Source organism: Sulfobacillus thermotolerans, from assembly GCF_039623705.1.
GTDB classification, from domain to species: Bacteria; Bacillota; Sulfobacillia; order Sulfobacillales; family Sulfobacillaceae; genus Sulfobacillus; species Sulfobacillus thermotolerans.
Window position 1 is genome coordinate 2,442,217 of sequence record NZ_CP133983.1, and the last position, 26,699, is coordinate 2,468,915.

At 51.8% G+C, this 26,699-nt stretch carries 24 protein-coding genes and 1 tRNA gene; 16 read left to right on the forward strand and 9 right to left on the reverse strand.

The genetic code is table 11. The annotated features are described in order from the left end of the window. The first annotated feature begins 11 nt into the window (after positions 1–11). From hemE to thiS, 4 genes are read left to right on the forward strand one after another with little or no spacing between them, the layout of a single operon-like run. On the forward strand, positions 12–1,088 hold the full coding sequence (gene hemE / locus ORD20_RS12700; RefSeq protein ID WP_103375101.1) for a uroporphyrinogen decarboxylase: 1,077 nt from the start codon (positions 12–14) through the stop codon (positions 1,086–1,088). Further along, on the forward strand, positions 1,085–2,008 hold the full coding sequence (hemH, locus tag ORD20_RS12705) for a ferrochelatase (RefSeq protein ID WP_242968401.1): 924 nt from the start codon (positions 1,085–1,087) through the stop codon (positions 2,006–2,008). Before hemE ends, hemH begins: the two co-directional genes overlap by 4 nt. 5 nt (positions 2,009–2,013) lie before the next feature. Then, entirely contained in the window at positions 2,014–3,435 is a 1,422-nt protein-coding gene (gene hemG, locus ORD20_RS12710; RefSeq protein WP_103375102.1) for a protoporphyrinogen oxidase, read from the forward strand. Next, positions 3,432–3,641 carry a sulfur carrier protein ThiS gene (gene thiS / locus ORD20_RS12715; RefSeq protein ID WP_103375103.1) on the forward strand — a complete coding sequence of 70 codons (210 nt, stop codon included), beginning with the start codon at positions 3,432–3,434 and terminating at the stop codon, positions 3,639–3,641. The genes hemG and thiS overlap by 4 nt, the downstream gene beginning before the upstream one ends. A 69-nt stretch (positions 3,642–3,710) precedes the next feature. On the opposite strand, the gene ORD20_RS12720 is transcribed toward thiS, so the two are convergent. Together ORD20_RS12720 and ORD20_RS12725 are read right to left on the reverse strand one after the other, a co-directional pair. Continuing rightward, positions 3,711–5,267, reverse strand: a complete 1,557-nt coding sequence (locus ORD20_RS12720) for a fatty acyl-CoA synthetase (protein WP_103375104.1) — start codon at positions 5,265–5,267, stop codon at positions 3,711–3,713. Positions 5,268–5,293: 26 nt separating this feature from the next. Then, positions 5,294–7,213, reverse strand: coding sequence for a S9 family peptidase (locus ORD20_RS12725; RefSeq protein WP_242968405.1), 1,920 nt, complete (start codon positions 7,211–7,213; stop codon positions 5,294–5,296). A gap of 179 nt (positions 7,214–7,392) precedes the next feature. Between ORD20_RS12725 and ORD20_RS12730 the strand changes: the two genes are divergently transcribed. Together ORD20_RS12730 and ORD20_RS12735 are read left to right on the forward strand one after the other, a co-directional pair. Continuing rightward, positions 7,393–8,598, forward strand: a complete 1,206-nt coding sequence (locus ORD20_RS12730) for a hypothetical protein (RefSeq protein WP_103375105.1) — start codon at positions 7,393–7,395, stop codon at positions 8,596–8,598. A gap of 121 nt (positions 8,599–8,719) precedes the next feature. Then, positions 8,720–8,992 (forward strand): TMEM165/GDT1 family protein, encoded by a 273-nt coding sequence (locus ORD20_RS12735; RefSeq protein WP_103375106.1) that lies wholly within the window; start codon positions 8,720–8,722, stop codon positions 8,990–8,992. A gap of 6 nt (positions 8,993–8,998) precedes the next feature. On the opposite strand, the gene ORD20_RS12740 is transcribed toward ORD20_RS12735, so the two are convergent. Then, positions 8,999–9,988 carry a hypothetical protein gene (locus ORD20_RS12740; protein WP_103375107.1) on the reverse strand — a complete coding sequence of 330 codons (990 nt, stop codon included), beginning with the start codon at positions 9,986–9,988 and terminating at the stop codon, positions 8,999–9,001. Between the two features lie 232 nt (positions 9,989–10,220). On the opposite strand from ORD20_RS12740, the gene ORD20_RS12745 reads away from it, so the two are divergent. Together ORD20_RS12745 and ORD20_RS12750 are read left to right on the forward strand one after the other, a co-directional pair. Beyond that, positions 10,221–10,295, forward strand: a tRNA-Arg gene (locus tag ORD20_RS12745). Between the two features lie 473 nt (positions 10,296–10,768). After that, the gene (locus tag ORD20_RS12750; protein ID WP_103375108.1) at positions 10,769–11,710 is read left to right on the forward strand and encodes an aminoglycoside phosphotransferase family protein; all 942 of its coding nucleotides are present in this window, start codon (positions 10,769–10,771) and stop codon (positions 11,708–11,710) included. On the opposite strand, the gene ORD20_RS12755 is transcribed toward ORD20_RS12750, so the two are convergent. Genes ORD20_RS12755 through nadC form a run of 3 tightly spaced genes read right to left on the reverse strand, consistent with a single transcriptional unit; the run spans position 11,637 to position 14,478 of the window. Continuing rightward, entirely contained in the window at positions 11,637–12,101 is a 465-nt protein-coding gene (locus ORD20_RS12755) for a quinolinate synthase NadA (RefSeq protein ID WP_430626245.1), read from the reverse strand. The two genes, ORD20_RS12750 and ORD20_RS12755, sit on opposite strands and share 74 nt — an antisense overlap. Before the next feature lie 26 nt (positions 12,102–12,127). Further along, positions 12,128–13,642 (reverse strand): L-aspartate oxidase, encoded by a 1,515-nt coding sequence (locus tag ORD20_RS12760; protein WP_103375110.1) that lies wholly within the window; start codon positions 13,640–13,642, stop codon positions 12,128–12,130. Further along, entirely contained in the window at positions 13,639–14,478 is an 840-nt protein-coding gene (gene nadC, locus ORD20_RS12765) for a carboxylating nicotinate-nucleotide diphosphorylase (protein ID WP_103375111.1), read from the reverse strand. Before nadC ends, ORD20_RS12760 begins: the two co-directional genes overlap by 4 nt. A 221-nt stretch (positions 14,479–14,699) precedes the next feature. Here nadC and ORD20_RS12770 point away from each other — a divergent pair, with 221 nt between their 5' ends. Further along, positions 14,700–15,809, forward strand: a complete 1,110-nt coding sequence (locus ORD20_RS12770; protein WP_103375112.1) for a shikimate dehydrogenase — start codon at positions 14,700–14,702, stop codon at positions 15,807–15,809. A gap of 39 nt (positions 15,810–15,848) precedes the next feature. Here ORD20_RS12770 and glnA read toward each other — a convergent pair whose 3' ends face one another. Then, complete coding sequence (gene glnA, locus ORD20_RS12775; protein WP_103375113.1) at positions 15,849–17,177, reverse strand: type I glutamate--ammonia ligase; 1,329 nt, start codon at positions 17,175–17,177, stop codon at positions 15,849–15,851. A 180-nt stretch (positions 17,178–17,357) separates the two neighbouring features. Between glnA and ORD20_RS12780 the strand changes: the two genes are divergently transcribed. The 7 genes from ORD20_RS12780 to argH all read left to right on the forward strand — a co-directional run bounded on the left by ORD20_RS12780 (position 17,358) and on the right by argH (position 24,743). Continuing rightward, positions 17,358–17,834: a DUF421 domain-containing protein gene (locus tag ORD20_RS12780; protein ID WP_103375114.1), complete on the forward strand. Its 477-nt coding sequence runs from the start codon at positions 17,358–17,360 to the stop codon at positions 17,832–17,834. Between the two features lie 68 nt (positions 17,835–17,902). Beyond that, positions 17,903–18,895: an N-acetyl-gamma-glutamyl-phosphate reductase gene (gene argC, locus ORD20_RS12785; protein ID WP_103375115.1), complete on the forward strand. Its 993-nt coding sequence runs from the start codon at positions 17,903–17,905 to the stop codon at positions 18,893–18,895. An 8-nt stretch (positions 18,896–18,903) separates the two neighbouring features. Further along, positions 18,904–20,136: a bifunctional glutamate N-acetyltransferase/amino-acid acetyltransferase ArgJ gene (gene argJ / locus ORD20_RS12790; protein WP_242968406.1), complete on the forward strand. Its 1,233-nt coding sequence runs from the start codon at positions 18,904–18,906 to the stop codon at positions 20,134–20,136. Positions 20,137–20,150: 14 nt separating this feature from the next. Further along, a complete protein-coding gene (gene argB, locus ORD20_RS12795) occupies positions 20,151–20,912 on the forward strand; it encodes an acetylglutamate kinase (protein WP_103375116.1) in 762 nt (253 codons plus the stop codon). 18 nt (positions 20,913–20,930) lie between these two features. Further along, positions 20,931–22,106, forward strand: a complete 1,176-nt coding sequence (locus ORD20_RS12800) for an aspartate aminotransferase family protein (protein WP_103375117.1) — start codon at positions 20,931–20,933, stop codon at positions 22,104–22,106. A gap of 22 nt (positions 22,107–22,128) precedes the next feature. Beyond that, on the forward strand, positions 22,129–23,352 hold the full coding sequence (locus tag ORD20_RS12805; protein ID WP_103375118.1) for an argininosuccinate synthase: 1,224 nt from the start codon (positions 22,129–22,131) through the stop codon (positions 23,350–23,352). Then, positions 23,352–24,743, forward strand: a complete 1,392-nt coding sequence (gene argH / locus ORD20_RS12810; protein WP_242968408.1) for an argininosuccinate lyase — start codon at positions 23,352–23,354, stop codon at positions 24,741–24,743. The genes ORD20_RS12805 and argH overlap by 1 nt, the downstream gene beginning before the upstream one ends. Before the next feature lie 3 nt (positions 24,744–24,746). Here the strand turns inward: argH and ORD20_RS12815 are convergent, their stop codons facing one another. Both ORD20_RS12815 and ORD20_RS12820 read right to left on the reverse strand, forming a co-directional pair. Next, positions 24,747–25,565: an FTR1 family iron permease gene (locus ORD20_RS12815; RefSeq protein ID WP_146039013.1), complete on the reverse strand. Its 819-nt coding sequence runs from the start codon at positions 25,563–25,565 to the stop codon at positions 24,747–24,749. Positions 25,566–25,716: 151 nt separating this feature from the next. Next, positions 25,717–26,406 (reverse strand): HAD-IC family P-type ATPase, encoded by a 690-nt coding sequence (locus tag ORD20_RS12820; RefSeq protein WP_430626246.1) that lies wholly within the window; start codon positions 26,404–26,406, stop codon positions 25,717–25,719. Positions 26,407–26,699 lie beyond the last annotated feature (293 nt).

Consider the following 26,699-nt stretch of genomic DNA (forward strand, 5'->3'; position numbering starts at 1 on the left):
GGGACCGAGTCGTGATAAGCACTAGCCGCTTTATTGAGGCGTGTTGGGGACGGCCTCATGATAAGGTGCCGGTTTGGTTTATGCGGCAAGCAGGCCGGTATCAAGACGGTTACCGGAAATTACGTCAACAATATTCGTTTCTCGAAATGGCGCATAACCCCGATATTTGTACTGAAGTCAGCTGCCGACCTGTGGAAGAACTTGGGGTCGATGCAGCGATTCTTTTTTCCGATATTATGATTCCGTTGGGGCCGATGGGTGTCGATTTTGAAATTCGAGAACACTTTGGTCCGGTCATTGCGCATCCGGTGCGTACTGGCCGCGATCTCAAACAGCTCCGTGTGCTTGAACCTGAAGACGATTTGCCCGAGGTGTTTGAAGCAATTGAAAAGATCTGTGATCGGCTTGGTACGATTCCCCTCATAGGATTTGCGGGTGCTCCTTTTACTTTGGCAAGCTATCTCATTGAAGGAGGTCCGTCGAAGAATTACCTGCATACCAAGCGCTTGATGTGGGAGCAACCCGAGGTTTGGCGCCAGCTTATGGATGTGTTAGCGGACGCTACTGTGCGCCATTTATCGGCTCAGGTGCGGCATGGAGCGCAGGCCGTGCAGGTGTTTGATAGTTGGATAGGAGCGTTGCCGGTTGACGATTACCGGAAGTATGTTATGCCGTCAATGCGTGCAGTCTTTGCCAAGTTGAATGCGCTGCAAGTACCCACGATTTATTTTGGGACGGGAACGGCTTCGCTTCTGCATGCAATGAAAGAAACCGGCCCAACGGTTTTAGGCGTTGATTGGCGAACGCCTATAAGGCAGGCACGCTCGACCGTAGGGTCAGAGGTGACGCTGCAGGGCAATTTAGATCCGATGACATTAGTCTGCGAGTGGGACATTGTTAAAGAACATAGCACGGCGATTCTTCAGGACATGCTAGGGGATCCTGCCTTTATCTTTAATTTGGGGCACGGCGTGCCGCCAGAGGCTCATCCTGACAACTTAAAACGGCTGGTCGAGTGGGTTCACCAATTTCCGGGCACCCCAGCCTCTCAAGAGGTTGCGGACCGCGCAAAGGGGGCATCATTGTGACGGGCGTTCTCTTGATGTCCTATGGGGCTGCGCAAAGTCGGGATGACTTATTGCGCTACTATACGCATATTCGGCATGGGCTTCCGCCTTCGGATGAACAGTTGCGAGATTTGACCCTCCGTTACGACGCGATTGGTGGGCAATCGCCACTGACACTGATTACCAAACGGCAAGTAGCCGGATTGCAGGCTGCGCTCGATGGCGCATGCCCTGGACAATTTCAGGTGTTCTTAGGTATGAAGCACTCGCCACCCTTTATTGCCGACGGCGTTGCAGCCATCCATGAGGCCAACCTGAAGCGGTTTGTGGGTTTAGTGTTGGCGCCCCATTATTCCTCAATGAGTGTTGGGGATTACTTCCAAGAGATTACCCAAGCGTTGCAATCGTACAATCCTTCACCGAAGTTTTTTGGCATTAGGTCATGGCATATGGACCCGGGGCTGATTCGCTTGTTAGCGCAACGTCTTCGGGAGTCGATGGCGCTGTTTTCGCCTGAAGAGCGCGAGGACTTGGTTGTGGTGTTCAGCGCGCATAGTTTGCCCCAACGCATCTTAGCGCAGGGGGATCCCTATCCGGCCCAATTGCGGCAGACCGGCGAGCTTGTGGCCGAGCAAGCAGGCATTTCACGCTATATATATTCATGGCAAAGTGCTGGCCGCACGCGCGAACCGTGGATGGGGCCAGATATTTTGGAGACGCTTTCTTCTTTGCATACCGAGGGATATAACCATGTGCTGGTGGCTCCGGTGGGATTTGTCGCCGACCATTTGGAAGTGCTATACGATTTGGATATTCAGGCTCAGCAACATGCGAAGGGATTAGGCATGCATATTGAGCGCACGGCGTCCTTCAACGATGATCCAGCCTTCTTGCAAATGTTGGCGTCTGTCGTGTGTAAACATGCTGAACAAATGGAGTGACCAAGATGACGCAGGTAGCAGTGGTAGGGGCAGGATTGACGGGATTGGCTGCGGCCTATTATCTAGAACAGAGCTATGATGGACTTGAGATCGACCTGTATGATCCCCAACCGCATGTCGGGGGATGGATTCGGACAGATACGTCAAGAAATCTTGTCATTGAAGGTGGACCCGATTCATTTCTCGCAACGAAACCTGATTTGGTGGCTCTATGCGAGGCCTTGGGTCTCGGAAATCGTCTGATTGGGACGAATTCGCAGGTGCGGGGGGCATATATCTACTGGAACCATCGTTTCATGCCGATCCCGGAGGGAATTCAAACCGGCGTACCCACGAAGGCTAAACCGGTATTAGCCAGTCCGTTGCTGTCTCTTACCGGAAAAGTCGCGCTGGCGAAGGATTTTGTGCTGCCTCGCGGCACCACGGACGATCAATCTTTAGGACACTTTTTACGCCGGCGCTTTGGCAATCAGATTGTCGACCGTTTGGCCGCGCCAATGCTTTCCGGCATCTTTGCGGGAGATATTGACCAAATGAGTCTTAAGGCGACATTTCCGCATTTACTAGAGGCTGAGCAGCAAGCGCGGTCTGTTTATGTAGGATCTAAACGCCGAAAACCGGCGCCACCTAGTCCTTATCTAAAACGCTATCACAGTGTTTTTCTGACCACGGATCAAGGCTTGCAACAAATTCCCGAGGCAATTGCTCAGCACCTAAAGCATTCGCATCTTTTATTGAACAATGGCGTGGAGAAAGTGGAACCCATTGCAGGCGGAGGATTTACCGTGTATGGGATGCAGGGGGCTAAACGGTATGATGCCGTGATTATGACAACCCCTGCGTTTGTTAGTGCCCGTGCGCTGCCGTTTTTGCCTGACGCGGCGACAAATATTTTGCAAAGCATTCCTTACGCTGATTTAGCAGTGATTGGGGCCGCATATCATTCCGAAGATGTGCCAATGAAAACCGATAAGACGGGGTTCTTAGTTCCGCATCAAACGGGGTTACGGATGACTGCCGTCACGTGGGTGTCCTCGAAATGGCGATATCCTCATGTCGATCCGCTCTTTGTTCTCCGGGCCTTCTATGGCCGTGCCACAGAAAATATTTTGACCTTAAGTGATGATGAGCTTCTCAATTTATACTATGACGAGATCAAAAAGACGATGGGAATCTCCCATGCAGCGGAGTACCAGCGGGTGTTTCGAATTCCTAAAGGGATGCCCCAATACATAGTGGGGCATTTAGACCGAATGCAACAGCTGCACCAATACCTCCAGGCATGGCCTCAGTTATTTCTGTTGGGTGCGTTTGAGGGCGGCGTGGGCATGCCCGACCGCGTCCATCAAGCCTTGGTTATGGCGCAGGCCTTTGGGCCCCGTATGGGCTTAGAGCCAAAATCCGCGGCAGAGCAGGGTCTCCAGTGACACTCATTCTGAATGGCAAGGAGTTTCAAACCCGTGTCAGGACCCTAGACCAATTGCTCGCGGAATTAGCCCTATCCGGGGATATGGTCGTGGTATTGTGGTTTGGAGAAATCATTCCTAGTACCCGGCGGAGCCATCATCCGCTACAGGATGGAGACCATATTCAAATTGCGGCATTCTATGGTCAATGCGTGAACTTGGAGTAACGGTTACTCGGCTATGGCCATGAAAAAAGGGAGGCTTGGGAGAAGCGTCCCTTTTTTTGTCCTAGAGCCCTAGGATACGGTCGATGTCCACGATTGGCGAAGGTCACGCTTTAGGATCTTTCCGCTAGGATTTTTGGGTAAGTCCTGACGGATTTGGAATTCCTTGGGGATTTTATAGGGCGCTAAATGCTGCCGGCACAACTTCAGCCAGTCGTCTGGGTTCGGAGTGGTTCCCGCTTTGGGCACGATGACCGCTACGACTTTTTCCACCCAATACGGGTCGGGCACACCAAATACAGCCACTTCGGCGATGTCTGGCGCACGGTAAAGAACTTCTTCCACTTCGCGACTTGCGACATTTTCTCCTCCGGTTTTAATCATATCTTTCTTGCGATCGACCACCGTAAGATATCCATCCTCATCCATGACACCCAAATCACCGCTGTGGAACCATCCGCCTGCAAAAGCGGCCGCGGTTTGTTCGGGGTTGCGGTAATAACCTTGCATAGCATGGGGCGTGCGGTGGCAAATTTCGCCGATTTGACCAGGGGCCACGGGCTCGTTGACATCGTTGAGGAGTATCGTTTCGACGTTGAGTCCTGCTTTACCGCACGATCCGAGCTTCGACAGCTGTTCGTCGGGACCTAGCACCGTAGCTAACGGGGCCACTTCGGTTTGTCCGTAAAAATTCCAAAAGCGGGTATTTGGGAGACGAGTTTGCAGCTCTACCAACACTTCTCGGGGCATAATCGCGGCGCCATAATGGCCTTTGGTCAATGTGGAGAGATTAGTTTTATCAAACAGGTCTGATCGCAAAAGACTAATCCACACCGTGGGTGGAGCAAAAAATTCCGTGACGCCTTCCGCTTCGATGAGAGGTAAAATGGTCTCCGCCTTGGGAACGGATAAAATGACGTGGGTGGCTCCAAGGTATACATAGGGGCCGAGAAAGACGTGTTGCTGAGCGCTGTGATAGAAGGGGAGGGCATGCAGTACGATGTCCTGCGGGGAAAATCCTCCATCGACGATGACGCTGACGTACTCGCTTATAAGATTGTCGTGCGTGAGCATGACGCCTTTGGGGCGCGATTCGGTTCCGGATGTATAAAGAATTTGAGCGAGGTCGTGGGAGTCTGGATAGTCGGTGTCATCGCTAATCATCGGGTCGGACGGCCCCGGATGGAGCGTCGGCAAATCGCCAAGAATAGTCGCCGTGTCGATGAGCAGAGCTGCTAAAGGCGAATCAGCCAAAACTGAGCGGGCTGCTTGTACTGTTTCGAGAAATTCGGGAGTCGTGACAATGGCCTTCACGCCCGCATGTTCCATAATATAGGCAGTTTCTTCCGCCGATAGCATAAAGTTGATCGGGACCAGCACAATGCCTAGGCGGGCGGCCGCGAAGATGAGAGTGGCGTAGTCGTGAGAGTTTCTGGCGTATACGGCTACATGGTCATGTAGACACAATCCGTGATCCGATAGGCGCTGGGCCATGCGTAAGACGTCATGTTCCCATTCCATGTAGGATTGTCGTGTGTTTTGGTAAATGATAGCGGTTTTTTGGGGAAATCGTGCTGCCGATCGGTGAAGCAAATCATACAGCGTTTGGCGATGAATCATATCACTCATGACAACCATCCTTTCGAGAGACTATTTCAGGAGATAATCTCGACGGGTTCTACAGGCGTGGGAAGGTCAAATCCGAGAATGCGGCTATAAAAATATAATTCTGCTTCGGTCGCTCGTTGTATATTTTCGGCCTGTCTGAAGCCATGCCCTTCGCCGGCAAAAGCAAGATAGGCGACGGGAATATGGTTGCTTTTCATCTTGTTGACCATCATTTCGGCTTGGTTGGGTGGTACGATTTTGTCGTCTAGTCCTTGAAAAAAGATAATGGGGGCCGTGATGTTCTCTGCGTGATAGAGCGGCGAGCGCTCTATATAGACTGATTTGGCTTCCGGCCAAGGCCCTACCAAATTGTCCATATACCGCGACTCAAACTTATGGGTTTCGCGGGCCAGAGCTCCGATATCGCTAACACCATAGTAACTGGCGCCTGCTTTAAAAACTTTTTTGAACGTAAGACAGGCCAAAGTGGTAAATCCGCCTGCGCTGCCGCCCCGGATAACCATCCGGTTAGGGTCAACGAGTCCGTGCTGGGCGAGAAATATTGCCGCATTGGTGCAGTCGTCGACGTCGACAATCCCCCACTGGCCCATAAGGCGCTCACGGTAAGCCCGTCCGTAACCGGTACTGCCACCATAGTTAACATCCGCAACAGCAAATCCGCGCGTCGTCCAATATTGAATGCCGATTTGAAAAAGCGGGTTGCTCGCACTGGTTGGCCCTCCATGGCTTATCACAATGAGCGGAGGGCGTTCGCCTTCGGGAGCTATGACATTGTGATTGGTGGGGGGATAAAAGGTCATATAGCTGCTTTGGCCTTGCTCGGTTGGGAACTCTAGTAGTTGCGGCACGCTGATATCTTGCGAGTCTATAGGGAGCATTTGCGACGATTTGATGAGGGTTGGAACACCGCGCGTGAGAGGCAGTTCGACAAGAGCTTCGGGTTGTGTCCAAGATCCGGCGATAACAAAAATCGAGTCGTGGTCCAAAACCGGATGGGTGAAAAATGTGTAGGGCGTTACGATTTCATCAAGGTGTTGCGCAGGGATGTTGAGGAGTCCGATATGCCACGTACCATGATGAAAATAGGTCGCGACAATCGTGTCGGCATTTTTGTACACATAGTTCGCCAATCCAAATACCCATGCGGGACGAGCAAATTCCGCAGCCATGGGATAGATTGCGCGTATTCGCTCATTTTCCCACCGGTAAAGATTCCAAAAGCCCTCGCGGTCAGAGATCCACGTGAGGTGACCATCGGGTGACCATACGGGTTGCATAACGGACTCTGAAGATGATCCCGTGATTTGCCGAGGATTTTGAAGATGACCCTGGGCGTTGATCGTCGCGGTCCACAATTGAGTGCCATCCCACGGCATTTGCGGATGGTTCCATGTCACCCATGCTAATGTCGCGCCGTCAGGGCTGATTCGTGGATCGGCGTAAAAGTCGTTGCCGTGTACTAAGACAGTGCCGTAGAGATCCCCATTGGGGTCGACACTGACGATGGACGTTTCGGCTTGGATATCGGATTGACGATGATCCTCGCGTATACACAACAACCGGTTGTGTAAGGCATCAAAGACAAGGTCGGCATATCGCATAGCGCCTTCTGCGGTAATGGGAATAGGGGCTTGGCCTGGATTTAATCGGTATATTCGCTGATCGGAAAAGTTGGTGAAAAAAATGGTGTCTTCATGAACGGTGTAACAGCGGCCGCCATATTCGTGTGCGCGTGTGCGCGCGTTGAAGGGAGCTGGTGTCCTATCTTCAATCGTCCCATCGTCGCGACGACCGACAATCACATTACGGCCTTGATCAGATGGACGCGATTCCACCCAGTAGATAGCGGAGGGGGTATGAGTTAATTGGTCAAGATGAATGGTGTCTTTTGTTAACATGGCCGTTGAGATCGGCGATGACCAAGAACCATAGGGTTGGGTTTTCAAAACGCACAGGCTCCTTTCACGAACGCCTTGTCTTTGCTGTCTATCATACTGGAATTTTTGGCTTAAGCATGCCAAGCCGTTCAAAAAATTGCAGGAAAAGTCGGCGGGGAGGGAATAATCGCCGGTCATCCATGCTATAGTGCCCATGACACTCATGTTGCTGAAATGGGACGGCTGTAATGTTGTTGAGAACGTGGAGCAATGCGCAAGTTTTTCTTCTCACCGAGTTTCCTTGGTCGGTGACTGCTGCATGGATGGGATCATACCTGTCTTTATTTTTGCTGGACCAAGGTCTGTCTGCAAAAAATTTAGGATGGACGATTGGGGTAGGAGCTTTCGTCCAACTTTTGGGACTGGGCTTATCTGGTACGTTGACGCGGCATGTCGGACGGAAGATGACCATTATGTCCGGGGATTTCGCAGGGTGGATTGTCGTTTTAGGAATTTGGACACTGTCACATTCCCCTTGGGTGTTGGCATTGGGGCTTGTGCTCAATCAAGGGTCAGGGTACGTTGGGCCCGCATGGAATAGCTTGTTTAGCGAAGACGAGCAGGTGCATCGTTTGCCCCGCTATTTTCTTCTACTGCAAGTTCTGACAATCACCGGTGGGTTGATTCTTCCTCTCATTCGAGGATTTGTCATGAAAGAGGGCGTGGTCGCTTCAGGGCATACCCTACTGGCAATCTTTTGGCCGAGTGTCGCTATGGCATGGACGATCAGAGCCTTAGCATTGCGCGAATCGACGGCGGGTAAGGTTTCTATGCAGCAACGCCTGCATGTGTCTTGGTCAGTCAGGCTATCTCATGTGCGTCAAGGGCTTCAGGGCCCAGGGTTTTATCTTGCCGTATTGCGGATCCTCGTTATGGTGCCACTGTTAATGGTGGCGGCCTTTGTACCGTTGTCGTTTGTGTCGCCTAAAGGATTACACTTGGTGGCCGCAGATTTGAGTTTGCTACCCATCGGCGCGGTGGGTGGGGTCCTGATATTAGCCGTGGTTCGACGGATGATGCCGACATGGACGCCCACCCAGCTTATGGGTCTGGGCCTTGTCTTTCTTGCTTTGGGTTATACCGGACTTACGTTAGGACCCCAGGGACAAATTTCTTGGGTTCTTCTCGCATGGGGCCTTGTGATGGCCGGACAATCGCAATTTGCGAGCAGCCATACCAGTGTATGGATGACGTGGTTGCCAGATGCCGTGCGGGTCGACGTGCAAGGATGGATTGGCATGATTACAGCGGGTGGAGTAGCGGTGTTATCGCCTTTTTTGGCTGAGGCATTCATCAGACAGCCGCGGTGGGTATTTGCGGGCCTTGCCTTTTTATTTACGGTCTGCATGGCTTTATGGGGGCTGTTGCAGAAATCTATGAAAACACGTGGCTGATATTCTGATAGAAACGCGGTGGCAATACCCGAGATTATTTCGTGAATGCGCTACATGAATTGGGGATGAGCATCATAGAATCAGCCGAGGACAAAGCACAAGCATTAAGGGAGGGGTCCCGGTGGACTGGAAAGTATTATTCTCGACTTTTGGCTTGATATTTTTTGCCGAATTAGGTGACAAGACCCAACTGAGTGTGATGACGTTGTCGGCACAGTCCGATTCCGCTTTGTCTGTCTTTATTGGGGCGGCGCTGGCTTTGTCAGTCAGCGCCCTATTAGGAGTAATTTTTGGCGAAGCCATTACGAAATTAATTCCGACGCAATACATTCATCTCGGGGCAGGAGCGGCTTTTGTGATTTTAGGATTTTTGTTGATGACGGGAAAGCTGTAATGGCCTCTAGGCTGAGGCCGCCGGTTGTTCCACCACATATTGTTCGGGATGAGTCTTAGCCGCTGTGCTGGCGATGGACCAGATGAGGAGAAATAACAAAGGGGCTGCGTTGAGATTAGCGCCATAGGCTGGACGCAAGCCAAAGCCTTGACCTATCCACCAGAATAACAAGAGGTCAAGAGATATGATGCCCCAAAATAAGCCGTCATATCGTTGACGAAGCATCAATATCACAGCAAACGCCATCAGGGCAGACAGTATGACGTTGAAGAGCAAGGGTTGACTGTGAATAATGAGTTGCGCACTGTGTCTCATTAATAGAGTCACGGTCGGTTGCGCTTTGTCGATATAGGGGATCCAGATAGGAGACCAGGCATTATAGGCGTCAAAGTGGATGACTTGCCAAATTGTGCCTATGCTCCATATGCCGATAAGCCCTCTTGACAAGATACGCGGTACTTGATGGTTACTCCAAGACGACACGGGCATGAGAAGCGCTGCAGACGCAATGAAGGCAAGAATTCCTGCCCCAGGGCTGCCTAGTACTAACGACGCAGAACGATGTGTTAATCCGCCCCAGCTTTCTCCGGCAGACCACAGAAACAAGGACCAGATCGCGGAAACTCCTAAGGCAATGCGTCCGGTGAGGTTTTCACGTTCCGTTAGTAGAAGGATGCCCAAAATCAACTGAATGATGATGCTCCAGATGGTATTTGCCACGGTATGGCGTGCCCAATACGACGCGAGGTTCCATAATAGCGGGTGGGGTTTTAAGGCTTGTAATGACGCAATAGCCATCGTGGGCCATATTTGCAGTATCGCACTCAAAAACCAAAAAAGGCCAAGACCATACCATAGGCGTGTGCGTCCAACCGGGACTACAGGTTTTTTGGATTGGAATACAAAGAGCATAATGACTTTAGCGCCAATGCCAAAAAACAGAAAGATGAGCACATCTTCCAATGTCTGCTGATAGGTTATAATCACATCAGTCATAACAAGCCTCCTTGAATGTTAAAATCTATCGATATCCTCACTCGCTTACCTAACTCTGCGGTTGACACTAGTATCACCTTAAATGAAGCGCTATGATTTGTGCAACGCAGGGACAAACTCGTGTCCACCGCCTTAGGGGAATTATGACCTGCTTGCGTTTTAGGGTGCGGACCGAGAAGCGTAATTTGTCCTTGCGAGCACCTCATGAAAGTGTTATCATAATAAAGCTGTTGCGCCCGTAGTGAAGCGGATATCACGCAGGCCTCCGAAGCCTGAAGCAGGGGTTCAAGTCCCTTCGGGCGCACCAAACTTTTGAGCGCGATTTCTTTTAGAAATTGCGTTTTTTTCTTTTCCACAAATCAAACCGCTCCAGTCTATGAATGCTTGTCTATTGATGAACAGGGCAATATTGTACGAAACCGAAGCATAGTTCAATTTCTCCACGCTCACGCAGTTGGGCTCATTAGTATGGCAAATGAAGGCGGCCATTGGACCGTAACTTTTTCCCGACATAGGATTAACTATATGATGATGAAGGTTTTTAGCAGGGAAATCTTTCAGATCTGGTGTATTATTAAGGTGAGGAAGATTGTTGTCTGACAGAACTCTTGACGAAAACACCGATTGATCCCATTGAAAGACGTAACGAGGCTAACATAGATAAAACAAAGGATGCCCCTGTCCAATTTATAAAATTGAAGTCTAACACATGTAAATATCTGAGCTCATTAGCGGTCGTTGACATAGTTAGTAACGGACTTAGCAAGCTGGTAACTTCCAATGTGCTTGCTGGTCCCATGGATGACGAAAAAAGTGGTGGGGCTCAAAATGGATGTACTACACTTAGATGAAAGTGTGCGCGCACACGTTGTTGCGATCACGGGGAGCCCGGTGACGAAGGTGCCGATGATGGGCGTCGGAGGTCCCGGCATTCTGAAGTTTCAGGGACCGCAGGGTGAGGTGGTGTTAAAGTACACCAATGCACCGGAAGCCGTTTTTTATAAGAACTGCGCGCCGATCGTTAGAGGAAAAGGGCTAGGGATTCCGGATGTCTATGCCCAAGGTGATGTGGAGGGAAAGCCTTGGGTGCTAATGGAAGTAATTCCGACCATAATCGGGCCTCCTTATATTCCATGGCTATCCAACCAAATTGAATATTTGGCTCGGTTGCACTCGCTAGGCCAAGAGTCGCCTGATATGTTGGGGACTTTACCTACACGTTTGGTGGCATGGACGCCCCAAGACGTTGACGATGCGGTGTCCCTCTGGGAGGGCGATGATGCCGCTGCATTGGTCGATTTTCTCCATATGCCATGGCCTCCATTAACCGGTAAGCCGGTCCTTATTTCTGGAGACCCTAATCCGACAAATTGGGGGAAGCGGGTTACCGGGCAACTGGTGTTGTTTGATTGGGCCGAAGCATCGTGGAGCCATCCAGCGTATGATTTGGCAGTCCTTTGTGGAGGATTTCCTGATGAAGGTACAGTGAAGGACGTCGTGGAACGATATCTCGAAAGGACCACAATACCGGCCTCAGGCCATGTTGATCAGTGGGTCTCGTGGGTGCTGACCGCTAAATTGGTCTCCTTTGTATGGTTCGCCGCGTGGTGGAGGCGTGGGCAGCTGACCAAGGCCGCTACCGCCGGCATTAATGCGCTGCAAAAGGGTCTGGTGCCATGGATTCGTGCCATACGCCCGGCGATGTCCTCCATGGGCCTGTGAATGCTGCCGTAATGTGGGGGCAACCATCGATAAATTTGAAGGCGGGATTAGTTCTCCCAGCCTGATGAGGTTGTTCAATGAGCCGTAAAGGATTGGCCTTCCACGTCATCAACTCCTCTGGGGTGATGGTATCAGCGAGTGAACAGCCGGCTTCCGGGTCCGGAATGAGGACCGTTTTGTCTGGGCACAAAATGGAAGCGGTTTCCGCCATAAAGTACACGCCAGCCATCACCAGTATTCGAGCAGGAGTTGTTGCGGCCCACCTGGCCAAAGCCAAGGAGTCTCCGACAAAGTCGGCGAGGTCTTGCACGGGCCCCGGTTCATAGTTGTGCGCTAAAATCACTGCCTGTTCTTTTTCTTTTAATTCAGCGATCTCGTCTATGAGAGTCATGATGTCATCCTTTCTGTTCGAACTCATTAAACATGGGTTAGAGCTGTGAAATGAAGACCGTGTTCCACGTGTTGAATGAAGTGCCCTTGTTGTTCAGGGTCTGTCTTGGGTGCATCGGCACGAAAGTGTGCTCCGCGGCTTTCTGTGCGTTCGTAGGCTGCACGTGCGATAAGCATGGCGAACCGAAAGAGCCAATGATCATTTTGGTTTATTAAGGTGTCGAGTATGGCTAATGCTTGGGTGATCGATTGTTTTGTTCTGATGACGCCAAGATGTTCGTCTAGCAAACGGCCCATGAGATCAAGTGCCTCGTCATCGCGAAGGACAGCGGTAGTCGGAGGATGGAGATTTATGGCCTCGGATTTGGGAGCGGGCCGTGGATGGTGGGTAATGTGATAGCCAACACGCTGTCCGAATACCAGTCCTTCTAAGAGAGAGTTGGATGCCAAGCGGTTGGCGCCGTGGACTCCCGTGTGAGCCGCTTCGCCGACGGCATACAGCCCTTGGACGGTTGTTTGGCCAAAGACATCGGTGCGAATACCTCCCATGCAATAATGAGCTCCGGTGTGGACGGGAAGGCGGTCTGACGATAATTCATATCCACGAGCAGCGACGAGGGCAGATAACTCACCAAATTGCTGATTCACTTCCGCTGGGTTTACGTGTTTTAGCGAGAGGTAGGCCGCTGGTTGCTGAAAGATAGCCCGAGCGACTTCATCACGTGGTGCCAACTCTTGTTGGGGATGCGTGAGCATAAACCGCCGATCCTCTGGATCTAGGAGATGCGCTCCGAGTCCTCGGAGGGCTTCCGTCAGCAATAACGCGTTGCCACGGGGCACGTCTTCAGCGAGTACGGTGGGATGAAACTGCACAAATTCGAGGTCTGCCAACTCCGCGCCCGCTTGATACGCCAGCCAGTGGCCGTGGCCTATTGATGTTGCGGGATTTGTTGTCGTGTGCCATAGCGCTGCGTACCCGCCGGTAGCTAGTACGGTTGCAGATGCCCATAAGGGAAAGGGAGGACCGGACGGGGGACGGACCCAGACACCTAGACAATGACCGTTTTGGTTGGTAATTAATTGTATGGCGCGTCCTGTAACCCAGCGGATGCGGGGATTTCGGCGCGCTTGCTCATAAAGAAAATGTGCGATAGCCTGCCCTGTTAAACCTCCAGGCGCGTGTACAATGCGTGGATGTGAGTGGCCTGCTTCCAGCCCCAATGCCGGAATGCCGCTTTGCCGCATGGCGAATATGCCGGCTTCAATCATGGGCAACAAAATGGTCGGAGCACTTTTGGTTAGAATATCTACTGCTTCCTCATGACATAATCCACGCCCCACCCGTACGGTATCGTTGTAGTGATGGTGGGGATAATCATCAGCGCCGAGGGCTACGGCAATTCCACCTTGTGCTCGGTAAGTACTGCTAGTGGTCCATCCCTGAGGAGGCACACAGACTGCGACGTCCGCAAAGCGTGCGACCTCTAAGGCTGTCATCAGACCACTAATTCCTGCCCCGACAATGACTGCAGAGATCTTCACGAAAGTGCCTCCCAATCCATGCCAATATCAACGTGAGGTGCGGAGTGTGTGAGATATCCTAATGACACGGCGTCCACCCCTGTTTCCGCGACGGCTCGCACTTGGTCGGGGCCGATACCCCCTGATGCTTCGACAAATACCCGGTGGTCTATCATCGCGACTGCTTGTGCAAGCATGGTGAGAGGCATATTGTCTAAAAGAATTCCATCGACGCCTGCTGCTAGTAGCAGGGGAATTTGGCTCAACATATCGGCTTCGGCTTCTACAAAGAGAACGTGAGACGCATGCTGTTTCACGTGGGACACGGCTGCGGTAATACCGCCCATGGCGGCAATATGATTGTCTTTAATTAAAATGGCATCATATAACCCTTGACGATGATTCGTTCCCCCACCCGTTCGCACGGCATATTTCTCCCACAGGCGCTGACCAGGACGGGTTTTCCTGGTATCTAAGATGGTGACCGGAAGACCTTGCACAGCTTGTACAGCAAGCTGGGTAGCGGTTGCAATGCCACTAAGCCATGTCAGAACATTGAGCGCGGTACGCTCTCCTGTGAGCAAAGCCCGAGCAGGCCCTTCAATCTCAGCAAGGACAGCACCTGTTTGATGGTTTTCTCCGTCTTGACTATAAAGCGTGATCGTCACATCATGACTTAGCTGATCGTAGACGGCTTTTAAAATGGGTAAGCCGCAGACCACTAGCGGTTGTCGGCTCTTGACAAGCACTCGGCCTGTCCGGTGGGGAGGAATTGTGAGCTCAGTGGTAATATCCCCTGCACCAACATCCTCTTCAAGCCCTAACCGGGCCAATCGATTCCATGACCATGCTTCCATAGCATCCTCCTTGTCAACTGTCTTGACACCTGTAGTATAAGAGGCTGATGGGGCTATGGCAAGAGTCTTGCGCACGGTAGCGTGAAACGAAGAGTGGTCTGTCAATGCCACAGCGTTTTTCAATGGAATCACTCATTGTATCCTGAACGTTGTGAGTGGGTTGGGGTTGCCTGTGAGGTATGGTAAAATGTGCACATAGCTGTGCACAGGAGGTGTCCCGGTTGCGTCGTTTTGCCTTTATTCTTCATCCTTTGCGTTTTGATGACTTTGCTCGCAAGTACCCTTTTACGCGCTATCTTCCCCAACGATTGGTCGAGTCGGCATTTAAACATGTGAACCCAGTATTAGCTGGTCATGTGACGGGGGTTCGTTCGTTGACGGGTGAAGAATTGGAAGGATGGCTGATTGGCTTGCCCCTCACGCCCGAAATCATTTTAAATTCTCCTTATGACTGGGTTTTGAAAAAGTTGGAACGGGCTGGAAAAATGGCAGAAGACTTGGGCGCCGAGATTTTGGGCTTGGGGGCGTTCACAAAGATTGCAGGAGACCGGGGAGTGACGTTGGCGGAGCGTCTTCAGATTCCTGTCACGACGGGGAATTCCTACACGACTGCAACGGCTGTCGAAGGTACATTGGCGGCGGCCGAACGTATGGGGATAACCCTGCCAGATGCGCAGGTTACAGTGCTTGGCGCCACGGGATCGATTGGGCGGGCGACGTGTTTTGTTTTGGCGCCATCGATCCGTCGATTGCGTATTGTGGCGCGTCATCAAGAGACGTTGGACCGCCTTGCCTACGACTTGGCGCAGCAGTTTCCCCAGTTGTCCGTGGAAACTGCTACGAATGCCCGCACGGCGGTTCATGATGCAGATATTGTGGTCGCGGTCTCATCGGCGCCTGGGGCTATTATTGAACCGGAAGATTTAAAGCCCGGAGCGGTCATTACGGATGTAGCCCGCCCTCGCAATATTTCTTCGGTTGTGACCAAGGCGCGTCCCGATGTCCTTGTGTTAGATGGTGGTGTTATTGAAGTGCCGGGTGATCAAGCGGACATGGGTTTTAATTTTGGCTTTCCTCCCAAAATGGTCGAGGCTTGCATGGCGGAGACGATGATTTTAGCCTTGTCTTCCCGCCTAGAGAATTTTACTATTGGAGCAGAAATTGAAGTGCCGAAGGTGGAAGAAATTCACCGACTGGGGAAAACGCACGGGTTTCATCTCGCGGGGTTCCGGCGCTTTGAGCGGGCTATTGACGCATCGGAAATTGAACTGATTCGCAAGCGAGCACAGCTTGGGGAAGGTCAGCAAGAAAGTGCGGCGGACAAGGGGTAAAGAGGTCCTCGTTCCGAAGTGGAGCGAGGACCCTTGGGGCTAATACACCGTGAGATATTGGTCGACTTCCCAGTCATGGACTTGCTGGCGGTAGACTTCCCATTCAATCCGTTTAGCTTCCAAGAAGCGTGAGAAAATATGATCACCCAAGGCTTCGCGCATGACGCTGTCGCGTTCAAAATAATCCAAGGCTTCTCCTAGGTCTTCAGGGAGATTTTGAATGCCGTATTCCTTCCGTTCAAAGTCGTTCATGCGGTAGATATTGCGTGTTACAGGGGCGGGCGCATCAAGTTTACGACGAATGCCGTCCAGTCCTGCTTTTATCGTGGAAGCTAAAGCTAAATACGGGTTGCCAGAAGGGTCCGGGGAGCGGAGTTCAATGCGCGTGGCCGGCCCTCGTGATTGAGGGACTCGAATCATGGGACTGCGGTTACCCATAGACCAGGCAATATACACCGGTGCTTCAAATCCCGGCACTAAGCGCTTATAGGAGTTGACTAAAGGATTTGTGACGGCTGTAAAGGCCTTGGCATGTTCGATGAGTCCTGCAATATAACGCAACCCGACTTTGCTGATGCCATCAGGGTGTTTGGGGTCTTGAAAGGCGTTACTGCCCTCGTGAAATAACGCTTGATGAAAATGCAAGCCAGACCCGTTGACTCCTTGGAGAGGTTTCGGCATAAACGTTGCGTGGAAATTGTGTTGTAGGGCAATCGTCCGCGCGACAAACCGGAAGGTGACAATGTTATCGGCCGTTTTCAACGCGTCATCATAGTGGAGGTCGATTTCATGCTGACCAGGAGATACCTCGTGATGCGTGGCTTCAATCATGATGCCCATTTGTTCTAACGCGAGTACAATCTCGCGTCGAATCTCTTCGCCCATATCGACGGGGGATAAATCAAAATACCCCGCTTGGTCAACAGTATGAGTGGTTGCCTTACCATCGGCATCCCGTTGGAATAGGAAGAATTCGGGTTCGGGTCCTACCGTAATTTGATAGCCCATTTCCTCTGCTTCACGAATAACGCGTTTCAAAGTGGTCCGTGGGTCGCCAGCAAAAGCCGTCCCATCGGGATTCTTAATGTCGCACATTAACCGAGCGGTCAAAGCTTCTTTGGGAGTCCATGGGAAAATGGCAAAAGTATCCGGATCGGGGTCTAAATACATATCAGATTCTTCAACCCGCACAAACCCTTCAATCGACGAGCCGTCAAACATAATCTTGCCATCAAGAGCTGAGGACAATGAATGCAGCGGGATGGCCACGTTTTTTACGATACCTAAGATATCAGTAAATTGCAGACGAATGAACTTGACGTTCATTGCCTCCGCTTGCTTTAGCACTTCGTCCTTGGTCAATCCCATAAATCCTCCTTGGTTTAGGCGATGGTGCTTGTCCTTGAAGGTTCTCGTAACAAGCAGCCCATATCATTTTTTAATTATACCCTTCAGTCGTTGTTTGGCGCTAATACCGGTCGAATGTTGCATAGCTTGAGTCGTTCACGTAAACGCTACGACTAATATTATCGGATAAGGAGTGAGCTAGTGGAAGAGTTATTGACGTTATTGTGGCGGACAGCTCTATTATGGCTCGTGGCCCTGTTGGTTTTCCGCATGATGGGAAAGCGGACGTTGGCGAAAATGGGCCCTTTCGATTTTGCCGTGATTATTATGATTGGTGAGGCGGTTGCCATCGGCATGGAGGACAGTCAGACGCCTCTGATTAATGCGATTGGAATCACGTTGTTACTGGGTATTTTGCAGTATGCATTAACATGGCTTAATGTACGTTTTCGCTGGTTGGAAAAGCTGACACAAGGCAATCCTTCCGTGATTGTACAAAACGGGCAAGTGGATTCCCATGTTCTGAAAAAAGAACGCGTCTCAATGGCCGATTTAAACATGGAATTGCGTAAAAATGACATTCCTCTAAAAAAAGTGCAAGAGGCGCGTTTGGAGCCGACCGGAGATATTACCATTAAGAAAAAGTCTAGCAAGAAAAATGGCGGGTCTCAGGGCTAGGGAGCTTGGAATTTCTTCTTGTATAAACATTCTTTCGTTCGTATAATAATTCCTGAGGTGACCCGGGGATGCGAGCGGCAGTGGTAGGGGCTACAGGATATGCAGGGCAAGAGATCGTGCGCATTATCATGCGTCATCCAACGCTCTCCTTAGTGGCCGTGACGTCAGAGAGGGAAGCAGGCTTGTCGACAGACCGCTTGTTTCCCTTTTTGCGTGGAGGGCCGAAAATATTTGTCAGTCCTGACCAATTAGAATACGAAAGTTTCGACATCATTTTCAGTTGTCAAGGTGCCAAACAAGCGACCCCGTTGTTCACGCAGTGGCTAGAACGTGGGGTTAAGATAATGGACTTATCCGCAGATTTTCGCTTTGTTGACCAAGGTATCTATGAAACAGCCTATGGCTCTCATCCGGCGCCAGATTTATTGCGCTTGGCTCAAACAGGATATGCTGATGAATTAGACATCACCTATGCACCAGACCGCCCTCTCTTTGGCAATCCGGGATGCTATCCGACCGGATTTTATCTAGCGGTTGGCCCTTTGGTCGCTGCGGGGTTGGCATGTCCACTTGTCATTGTCGATGGGAAATCTGGCGTGAGTGGCGCAGGACGCAAACCGCAAGTGCACCTCATGATGGGAGAAATGGCAGAAAATGTGGCGCCATACAATAATCCTGGGCAGCACCGCCATACATTTGAAATGGAGGCGGTAACTGGCGGTTATGTGACGTTTCAACCGCATCTTATGCCAATGGCGCGAGGAATGGAGCTCAGCATATATATTCCGAATTGCTCCTGGTCCCTTGACTATATTGTGGACTGTTGGCATAAGGCCTATGACGGGAATGCTTTTGTCGACGTGTTAGCCCAGGGACAAAAGCCTGAAACACAGCGCGTGCGTGGCACGAACCGAGCAGAGTTGGCAGCGGCATGGGACAATCGTACGCATATGGCCGTGCTATACGTGACGTTGGATAATCTAGGCAAGGGTGCCGCGGGTCAAGCGGTACAGCATGTAAATCAGTGGCTGGGGTGGCCCCAGACTTTAGGGTTGGAGTGAGAAGGACCATGCAGCAATTCATTGAACCGCCGCTCTCAGGTATGATGTGGCAAGATGCGACAGTAACCTATCCACAAGGCTTTCAGGCCTATGCGGCGGCCGCAGGCTTGATTGCCGGGCGTCACGATATGGCATGCCTTTGGTCAGTCGTCCCGGCGGTGTTTTCTGGGTTGTTTACCACCAATCAAGCGGCGGCGGCACCCATTACCGTTACAAAACAAGTTGCGGCCAAAGGCTGGTGTCAAGCGATCATCATCAATGCCGGTAATGCGAATGCGGTGACGGGCCAAGGGGGACTTCAAGACGCCTATACGATGCAACAGTATATGGCCGACCATCTGGGGGTAGCGTCTGAGCAGGTGGCGGTGGCGTCAACGGGCGTTATTGGTGTACCGTTGCCGATGGACCAGGTTCAACAGGGCATGAGCCAGTTGGTGGACGCTTGGCAGCAGCAGCATTCCGACGGAGTCAAGGCCAGTGAAGCCATCCTTACAACCGACCGAGAACCGAAAACTTTGGCCTGCGACGTGACGCTTAGCTCAGGTGTTGTTCGTATCGGAATGATGGCGAAAGGCTCCGGCATGATTCATCCACAAATGGCGACCATGTTAGCATTTTTCACTACAGATGCGGCTATTGAGAAATCCATTTTGGATGAATTAATGCGCCAAGCCGTATCTCGGAGCTTTTTGCGGGTGTCAGTCGATGGGGACCCATCGACCAATGACATGGCAGTGATTCTAGCGAACGGACAAAGTGGGGTCCACGTAGGAACACCAGAGGACATCGCGCAGTTTGGCAAGGCTTTAGCGCATTTGGCGCGCCAAGGCGCTCGGATGATTGCCCATGATGGGGAAGGCGCAACTCGTCTCATTACCGTGCGCGTGCGGGGGGCTGCCACTGAAGAGGATGCGGCCCTAAAGGCGCGCACGGCAGTTCGTTCCAATTTAGTCAAAGCGGCTGTCTATGGAGGCGATCCCAATTGGGGGCGGGTCATTGCATCCGTGGGGAGCGTGGGGCTCCCGTTTGATCTCTCCGCAGTGTCCTTATGGATAGGGACCGTATTGGTTCTCGAAGGCGGGTTGCCGGTGCCCATGGCAGAAGACCAGGCGCATAACGAGTTAGAGGCCGATGAAGTCGTCATGGATGTCCTCATTGGCAATGGACCGGGATTTGCCGAAGCTTGGGGATGCGATTTGACCGAGCAGTATGTCGAAATTAACGCCCATTACCGGACTTAAATGGGGGTGGAACATTGCGCGTTGTAGTAAAGCTGGGCGGTAGCGTGTTGCAGCCAACAGACTCAGAGCCGGCTGGGATTCAAGAGATTTCCCGCTTTGTCCAAGAAGGACACGAAGTGGCCGTTGTGCATGGAGGTGGCCCGGCAATCACGAATAGTCTGACCGAAGCCGGAGTGCCGGTGACTTTCTATCAAGGACAGCGTGTCACGACTCCGGACGTTTTGCGTCATGTTGTCCGGGTTTTGCGAGGTGAAGTGAACATGGAACTAGTTCTGCGGATGAACCATGCCGGCATCGCGGCGGTTGGCTTAAGCGGTGCCGATGGGCAGCTTTTCCGTGCCTCGCGTATGCATCCGCCCGAATTGGGCAATGTCGGCGTCATAGACTATGTCGCGACCAATGTCGTGACAGCACTGTGGCGCGCAGGTTTTGTGCCCGTCATTGCGCCCTTGGCCATAGGGTCAGACGGTAATGAAATTTTGAATTGTAACGGAGATGGGGCCGCATCGGCACTCGCCAGGTGGCTGAAGGCGGATGTCTTGGTGTTTTATACCGAAAGTGGGGGGCTTAGGGAGAGTCCGGAACCCAGCGCCGGATTGGTGAGGCGGATTTCGGAATTAGAGATTGGTCAGTGGATAGCTCATGGACGGGCCACCCAAGGAATGGTTCCTAAATTGCAAGCGGCCCAGGACGCTCTTAAACAGGGAGTGAAAACGGTGCTGATTGGTTCCTATTACGATTTTGAACAGGGCGCTACGGAAGTGGTCAAGGGGTAAAGAAAGAGGGTAAAGATTGTGATACCAAGCAATCATTTAATGCCGGTATATAACCGGTATCCGGTGGTATTGACGCGTGGTGATGGGGCGGAAGTTTATGATGTGCAGGGACGTCATTTCTGGGACTTTTTAGCGGGCATTGGCGTCAATTCATTAGGCTACAACCATCCGGCAATGCAAAAAGTCTTGGCGGATAGTGCGGCTTTGATTCATACGTCGAATCTCTTCTGGACCGCCGAGGGCATTGCGTTGAGCAATAAAATGGCGGAGATAACAGGTGGCTACCTCTCTTTGTGGTCGAATAGTGGTACAGAAGCCAATGAAGCGGCGATCAAACTCATGCGCCGGTATGGCAAATCGGTCAATAAGCAAGCCATTTTAAGTCTCACGGGTGGGTTTCATGGTCGCACGATGGGTTCTTTGTCCGCTACATTTGTCGCAGCGTATCAAGAGCCATTTGCGCCGTTAGTCCCGGATTTTTACGAAGTTGAAGCGGGCAATATTGAAGCCTTGAAACAGGCCATGGAACAACACCATCCCTGCGGTTTGATGATAGAGTCTATTCAGGGTGAAGGCGGTGTGGTGCCGTTGCCAGAGGGATACTTAGCGGAGGCGGCGGCCGTTGCCCGGCAATACGACTGCTTGTTGATGCTGGATGAGGTCCAAACGGGCATGGGCCGAACGGGTCAATGGTTTGGGTTTCAGCACGAAAAAGTATCGCCAGATATTATTACGGTAGCCAAGGGCTTAGGCTCGGGAGTGCCCATTGGAGGGATGTTGGCCAAGCCTGAGATAGCGCAATATTTTGTTCCTGGCGATCACGGGACGACGTTTGGGGGCAATCCCTTAGCAGCACGGGCGGGGCTCTGCGTAATTGAATGGCTCGAACAGGGCGGGCTAGACCATATCCAACGGATTAGCGGGCTGTTGGAACAACGCCTACAACAATTGGTGCGCGAATACCCCGATATTGTCGAAGGATACAGAGGGCGGGGCTTAATGTGGGGTCTTATGGTAACGGCACCGGCAAAAGATTTGGTGCAGGCGGCTTTGGATCAGGGACTCATTTTAAATGCGCCCAAACCTCATGTAATTCGTCTATTGCCGCCACTGGTGGTAGAAGAAGCGGGTATTACGGCGTTTTATGATATTTTGAGTACAGTGTTAGAACAGTGGCGTCAAGGGGCGCACTGAAACTTCGAAGGAGTGTGGCAACGTGGTTAAAGGTGTAAATCCCGGTGATACGGTGGTTTTGGCGTATTCGGGAGGACTCGATACGTCTATCATTATTCCGTGGTTGAAAGAGCATTATGGTGTTGAAGTGGTTGCGTTTTGCGCGGACTTAGGACAAGGCGAAGACCTCGATCAGGTACGGCAAAAAGCATTGGCGTCGGGGGCAAAAGATGTCGTGATTAAGGATTTGCGTCAAGAGTTCGTCGCGGACTACCTGTTTCCCATGCTGAAGTCCCAAGCGGTCTATGAGCATGTCTATCTCTTGGGCACGGCAATTGCCCGCCCCTTGATCGCTAAATATTTAGTGGAGGTAGCGCACGAGTATCAGGCGTCCGCGGTGGCCCATGGGGCTACGGGTAAAGGGAACGACCAAGTGCGGTTCGAGCTTGGTGTTATGGCGTGGGATCCCGCGTTGAAGGTGATTGCACCGTGGCGCGAATGGGATATTACTGGGCGCGTTGAAGCAATGGAATACGCCAGACGTCACAATATTCCCGTAACAGCGACCAAAGAGAGCCCCTACTCTCGAGACCAAAATCTTTGGCATATTAGCCATGAAGGTGGGGTGCTGGAAAACCCAGCTGTTCCAACCCCTCAGGATGTCTATACGTGGACAAAATCGCCTGTTGAGGCACCCGATGCTCCGCAATGGGTAACGATAGCCTTTGACCAAGGGGTGCCAGCGGGCCTTGATGGGGAGCCCCTTGAGGGATTAGCCTTAATGAATGCCGTGAATGAACTGGGTGTACGTCACGGCATTGGGCGGGTCACAATGGTGGAAAATCGACTGGTTGGAATGAAATCGCGCGGGGTGTACGAAACGCCAGGAGGAACCATTCTTTATGCGGCGCATCAAGGCCTCACCAGCATCACGTGGGACCGGGAAACGGCGTTGTTTGCTCAAACCGTTGCCTTACGGATGGCTCGTTTAATCTATGATGGACAGTGGTTTTCAGCGCTACGGGAAGCTTTGATGGGGTTTGTAAATGAAGCCAATCGCGTAGTGAGTGGCAATGTCACATTGATGTTGTATAAAGGCTCTGTCACGGTCCATGCGGCGGTCTCTCCGTTTTCGTTGTACTCGGAAGACTTGGCAACATTTGATGGCGGACAATACGATCATCATGATGCGGAAGGATTTATTCATCTTTTTGGATTGCCTTTAGCGGTTCGCCAACGGGTCATGCGCCGGGGAGGACGACATTAATGGAGGATATGGCGCGTAGTCCTCGCTTGGCTCAAGGCTTGGACCGCAATGCGGCGCATTTTACGGCTTCTGTTTTTTTTGATTGGCGACTATTGCCTTACGATATCGCGGGGTCCATGGCGCACATTACGATGTTGGCAGAACAGAACATTGTCACTCAGGAAGCGAAAGAGCAAATTCTCGCAGGCTTAGAACAGGTCCGTCAAGAGTGGGAGCAAGGTACGCTGACGCCCCGCGTCGAATGGGAAGACGTGCATATGAATGTGGAGGGTCGCTTGGGGGAAATTATTGGCCCCATAAGCGGCGTGCTGCATACGGCACGAAGCCGCAACGACCAAGTCGCTGTCGATATGCACTTATATATGCTTGATGTAGCGGAACGCTTGAAATCGTTGCTTTATGCGTATATCAAGGCGCTTACTGACCGTGCGGAACAAGATTTCGGCGTGATTATTCCCGGATACACGCACATGCAAGCGGCGCAGCCGATTTTGCTCTCACATCATTGGCTGGCCTATAAGAGTATGGCCATCAGAGATTTCGAACGCCTTCAGCAATGGCAGCAACGGACCAACTTGTCGCCGTTAGGCGCGGGTGCCTTAAGTGGGACTCCATATCCGACAGACCCCGCGCGAACGGCTTCTTTGCTGGGGTTATCCTCTGTCTATGACAATTCCGTAGACGCCGTGTCGGACCGTGATTTCTTGCTGGAATTTTTGGCTTGGGCCGCCATTACGATGGTTCATTTGAGCCGATTAGCTGAGGAATTGGTATTGTGGTCCAGTGTGGAATTTGGATATGTGCGGATTTCGGATGCCTATTCTACCGGGTCCTCGATCATGCCGCAAAAACGCAATCCCGATGTGGCGGAATTGACCCGGGGCAAAGCCGGCCGAGTCATTGGACGGTTACAAGGGTTATTGACGACCATGAAAGGATTACCTCTTGCGTATGATTCCGATATGCAAGAAGACAAAGAAGCGGTTTTTGATGTCGTCGACACAATGGACGGAGTCCTCACAGTGGTGCCGGGTATGCTAAACACTTTAGAAGTCAATCGCGAGCGCATTGCCCGGCGCATTGGCCAGGACTATACGGCAGCCACCGACCTCGCCGACATATTGGTACAAAATGGGATGACGTTTCGCGAGGCGCATCATTTAGTTGGAATGTTGGTCACAGAACTTGAAAAACACGGCAAAGGCTTTGGGGATGCGGACCCTGACTGGTTGCATACAGTGGCCCCGGAAATTCAGCCTGAATGGTTGAGAATGTTGACGCCGGAAAGGCTCGTGGCGAAGCGACTGCAGCCGATGGGGACGGCACCGGAGCGGGTCACGGAGCAAATCCAAGCAACCCGCCAGTGGCTTGCGGAGCATCAGCCAGTGTAGGTGTTAGGGTTTGGCCGTTTGGTGTCCCCATGGCTTTAGAAAGAGGTAAATGCCTGGCGCTAATAAGCCGAGATATAAGACGACTTGAAGAAGAGTGGGAGATTGGGCATATCCGATAAAGGTATGAAGCAGGTCGCCTAAGGCTCCTGATTCGCGTAGGTAACGTCCACTGTGCCACAACACGCGTCGTCCCCAAGGAATCCAGTGCAGGGCTTGGTAGTCTTCAACCCCGTCACTTATTAAGGCATCCGCAAATAGCAGCAGCAAGACCCCAAAGATGCTAAAAAATGTCCGCAGCGGGATGCGGCGGCCCAAATGGTACATCCAATAACTAAGGCTAAGGCCCGTAGCAATACCGAGAACGGCACCTGTCAAGAGTTGGGCAGGTGCCGTTCGAAACGAGAGGGCCAGCACGAAAATGGTGGTTTCCAAGCCTTCTCGACCGACCGTCACACCTGACAGCAGTGCCAGCGTCCATCGAGAAGAACGAGTGAGCGACCGGGCGACGTCGTGTTGTATGTGATATTTGAGATGCTGGCTTTGCTTTTTCATCCAAAAACTCATGGCCGTCAGCATCACGGCTGCGGCAAAATAGGTGGTGCCTTCGAACCCGATTTGTAAGCGTGTTCCTCTGTAACGGTGGATGTTTTCCCAGACGAAGGTGCCGATAGCTGCATCACTCACTAAGGCGATAACGGTGCCGGTCCATACCATAAACGTGAGGTCACGGCGTCCGATTTGTCGCAGATAGCTCAAGATGATCGCAACAATCATGCTGGCTTCGACCGATTCACGGGCAAAAATCACGAGAGTTGGCAGCAATGAATTTGACGCCCCTTCCTGGTGTAGTGGCAAGAGCGTACGAGTCTGTGCCTATTGGTGTCAAGCATTGCAATGATAGCGATGGTCTTTTGAAACGGTTGATAAAAAAACCCCCGAAAGGGGGCTTTAACACGAGGGGATCTGTCTATCTTTAAATGCCTAAAAATGCCAGAAGCGCCAGACTGGTACCAACACCGATCACGACACTGGTCCCGACCACATACCGCTTGGGGGAAAATCCTAAAATGCGCAAGGAGTTGGCCAAGACAAATGCGGATGACAAGAGCATAGCTACCGCCGCAATGAAGGGGCCCGTATATCCCATGGCAGCAGCGGGCAAAGCTAAGGCGTTGTAAAACAATGCCCAGAGCAAGTTTTGCTTGATGATGCGCGTCACTTGTTTGCTTGTGGTTAAGGTATCCACCAGACTCATCAAATTGGGGCGGGTTAGTGTCAAATGGCCAGCTTCGATAGCAATGTCTGAACCTGTGCCCATGGCAATCCCCAAATGCGCTTTCACTAAGGCTGGCGAGTCGTTAATGCCATCGCCGACAAATGCTACATGATGGCCTTCTGCTTCGAGTTTCTCGACCAACGCAGCTTTGTCCAAGGGTTTTTGACGGGACAAATAATGTTCGATGCCGACTTGGTTGGCCACGAGCGCAGCAGCTTCGGGAGAGTCACCAGTGGCCATCCATATCGCTAGTCCTTGCGCCTTCAGTTGGCTGATGGCCTCACGGGCCTGTGCTCGCAGTTGGTCTCCAACGCTGAGAATGGCACGGACATGACCATCGACTTCCAGTTTGGCAATCGTACGACCCTCGTCGCGCCATGTGGCCACGCGCTCAGCCAAGCGCCGCGCAAAAAAGGCCAACCACTCCAGAAAACACTAGGTGTAGCGATAGCCCAGAGACCGTATTCTAGCGCCTCACGTAGGCTGGGAGGAAATGTCGGTAAATAGCCGGACCACACCGGTACACTGAACATCATAACAAAGACGGTGAGAACGGCCGAGACGCCAAAGCGGCGCAACAGCGTCAAATCTCGATCGGACTCAAGGTCTTCGTCATCACGGTCGCGCTCTTTCGCATCATAACCTAATTTAATAATTGCGTCTTCCAAGTCCTTGGACGA

Excerpts from the sequence above, each read along its gene's own strand:
- ORD20_RS12740 (WP_103375107.1), bottom strand. The coding sequence starts at position 9,988 with ATGACTGATGTGATTATAACCTATCAGCAGACATTGGAAGATGTGCTC.
- argC (WP_103375115.1), top strand. The coding sequence starts at position 17,903 with ATGCGAGCGGCAGTGGTAGGGGCTACAGGATATGCAGGGCAAGAGATC.
- glnA (WP_103375113.1), bottom strand. The coding sequence starts at position 17,177 with ATGGGATTGACCAAGGACGAAGTGCTAAAGCAAGCGGAGGCAATGAAC.
- ORD20_RS12750 (WP_103375108.1), top strand. The coding sequence starts at position 10,769 with ATGTGCTTGCTGGTCCCATGGATGACGAAAAAAGTGGTGGGGCTCAAA.
- ORD20_RS12730 (WP_103375105.1), top strand. The coding sequence starts at position 7,393 with ATGTTGTTGAGAACGTGGAGCAATGCGCAAGTTTTTCTTCTCACCGAG.
- ORD20_RS12755 (WP_430626245.1), bottom strand. The coding sequence starts at position 12,101 with ATGACTCTCATAGACGAGATCGCTGAATTAAAAGAAAAAGAACAGGCA.
- argH (WP_242968408.1), top strand. The coding sequence starts at position 23,352 with ATGGAGGATATGGCGCGTAGTCCTCGCTTGGCTCAAGGCTTGGACCGC.
- nadC (WP_103375111.1), bottom strand. The coding sequence starts at position 14,478 with ATGGAAGCATGGTCATGGAATCGATTGGCCCGGTTAGGGCTTGAAGAG.
- hemG (WP_103375102.1), top strand. The coding sequence starts at position 2,014 with ATGACGCAGGTAGCAGTGGTAGGGGCAGGATTGACGGGATTGGCTGCG.
- argJ (WP_242968406.1), top strand. The coding sequence starts at position 18,904 with ATGCAGCAATTCATTGAACCGCCGCTCTCAGGTATGATGTGGCAAGAT.
- ORD20_RS12720 (WP_103375104.1), bottom strand. The coding sequence starts at position 5,267 with ATGAGTGATATGATTCATCGCCAAACGCTGTATGATTTGCTTCACCGA.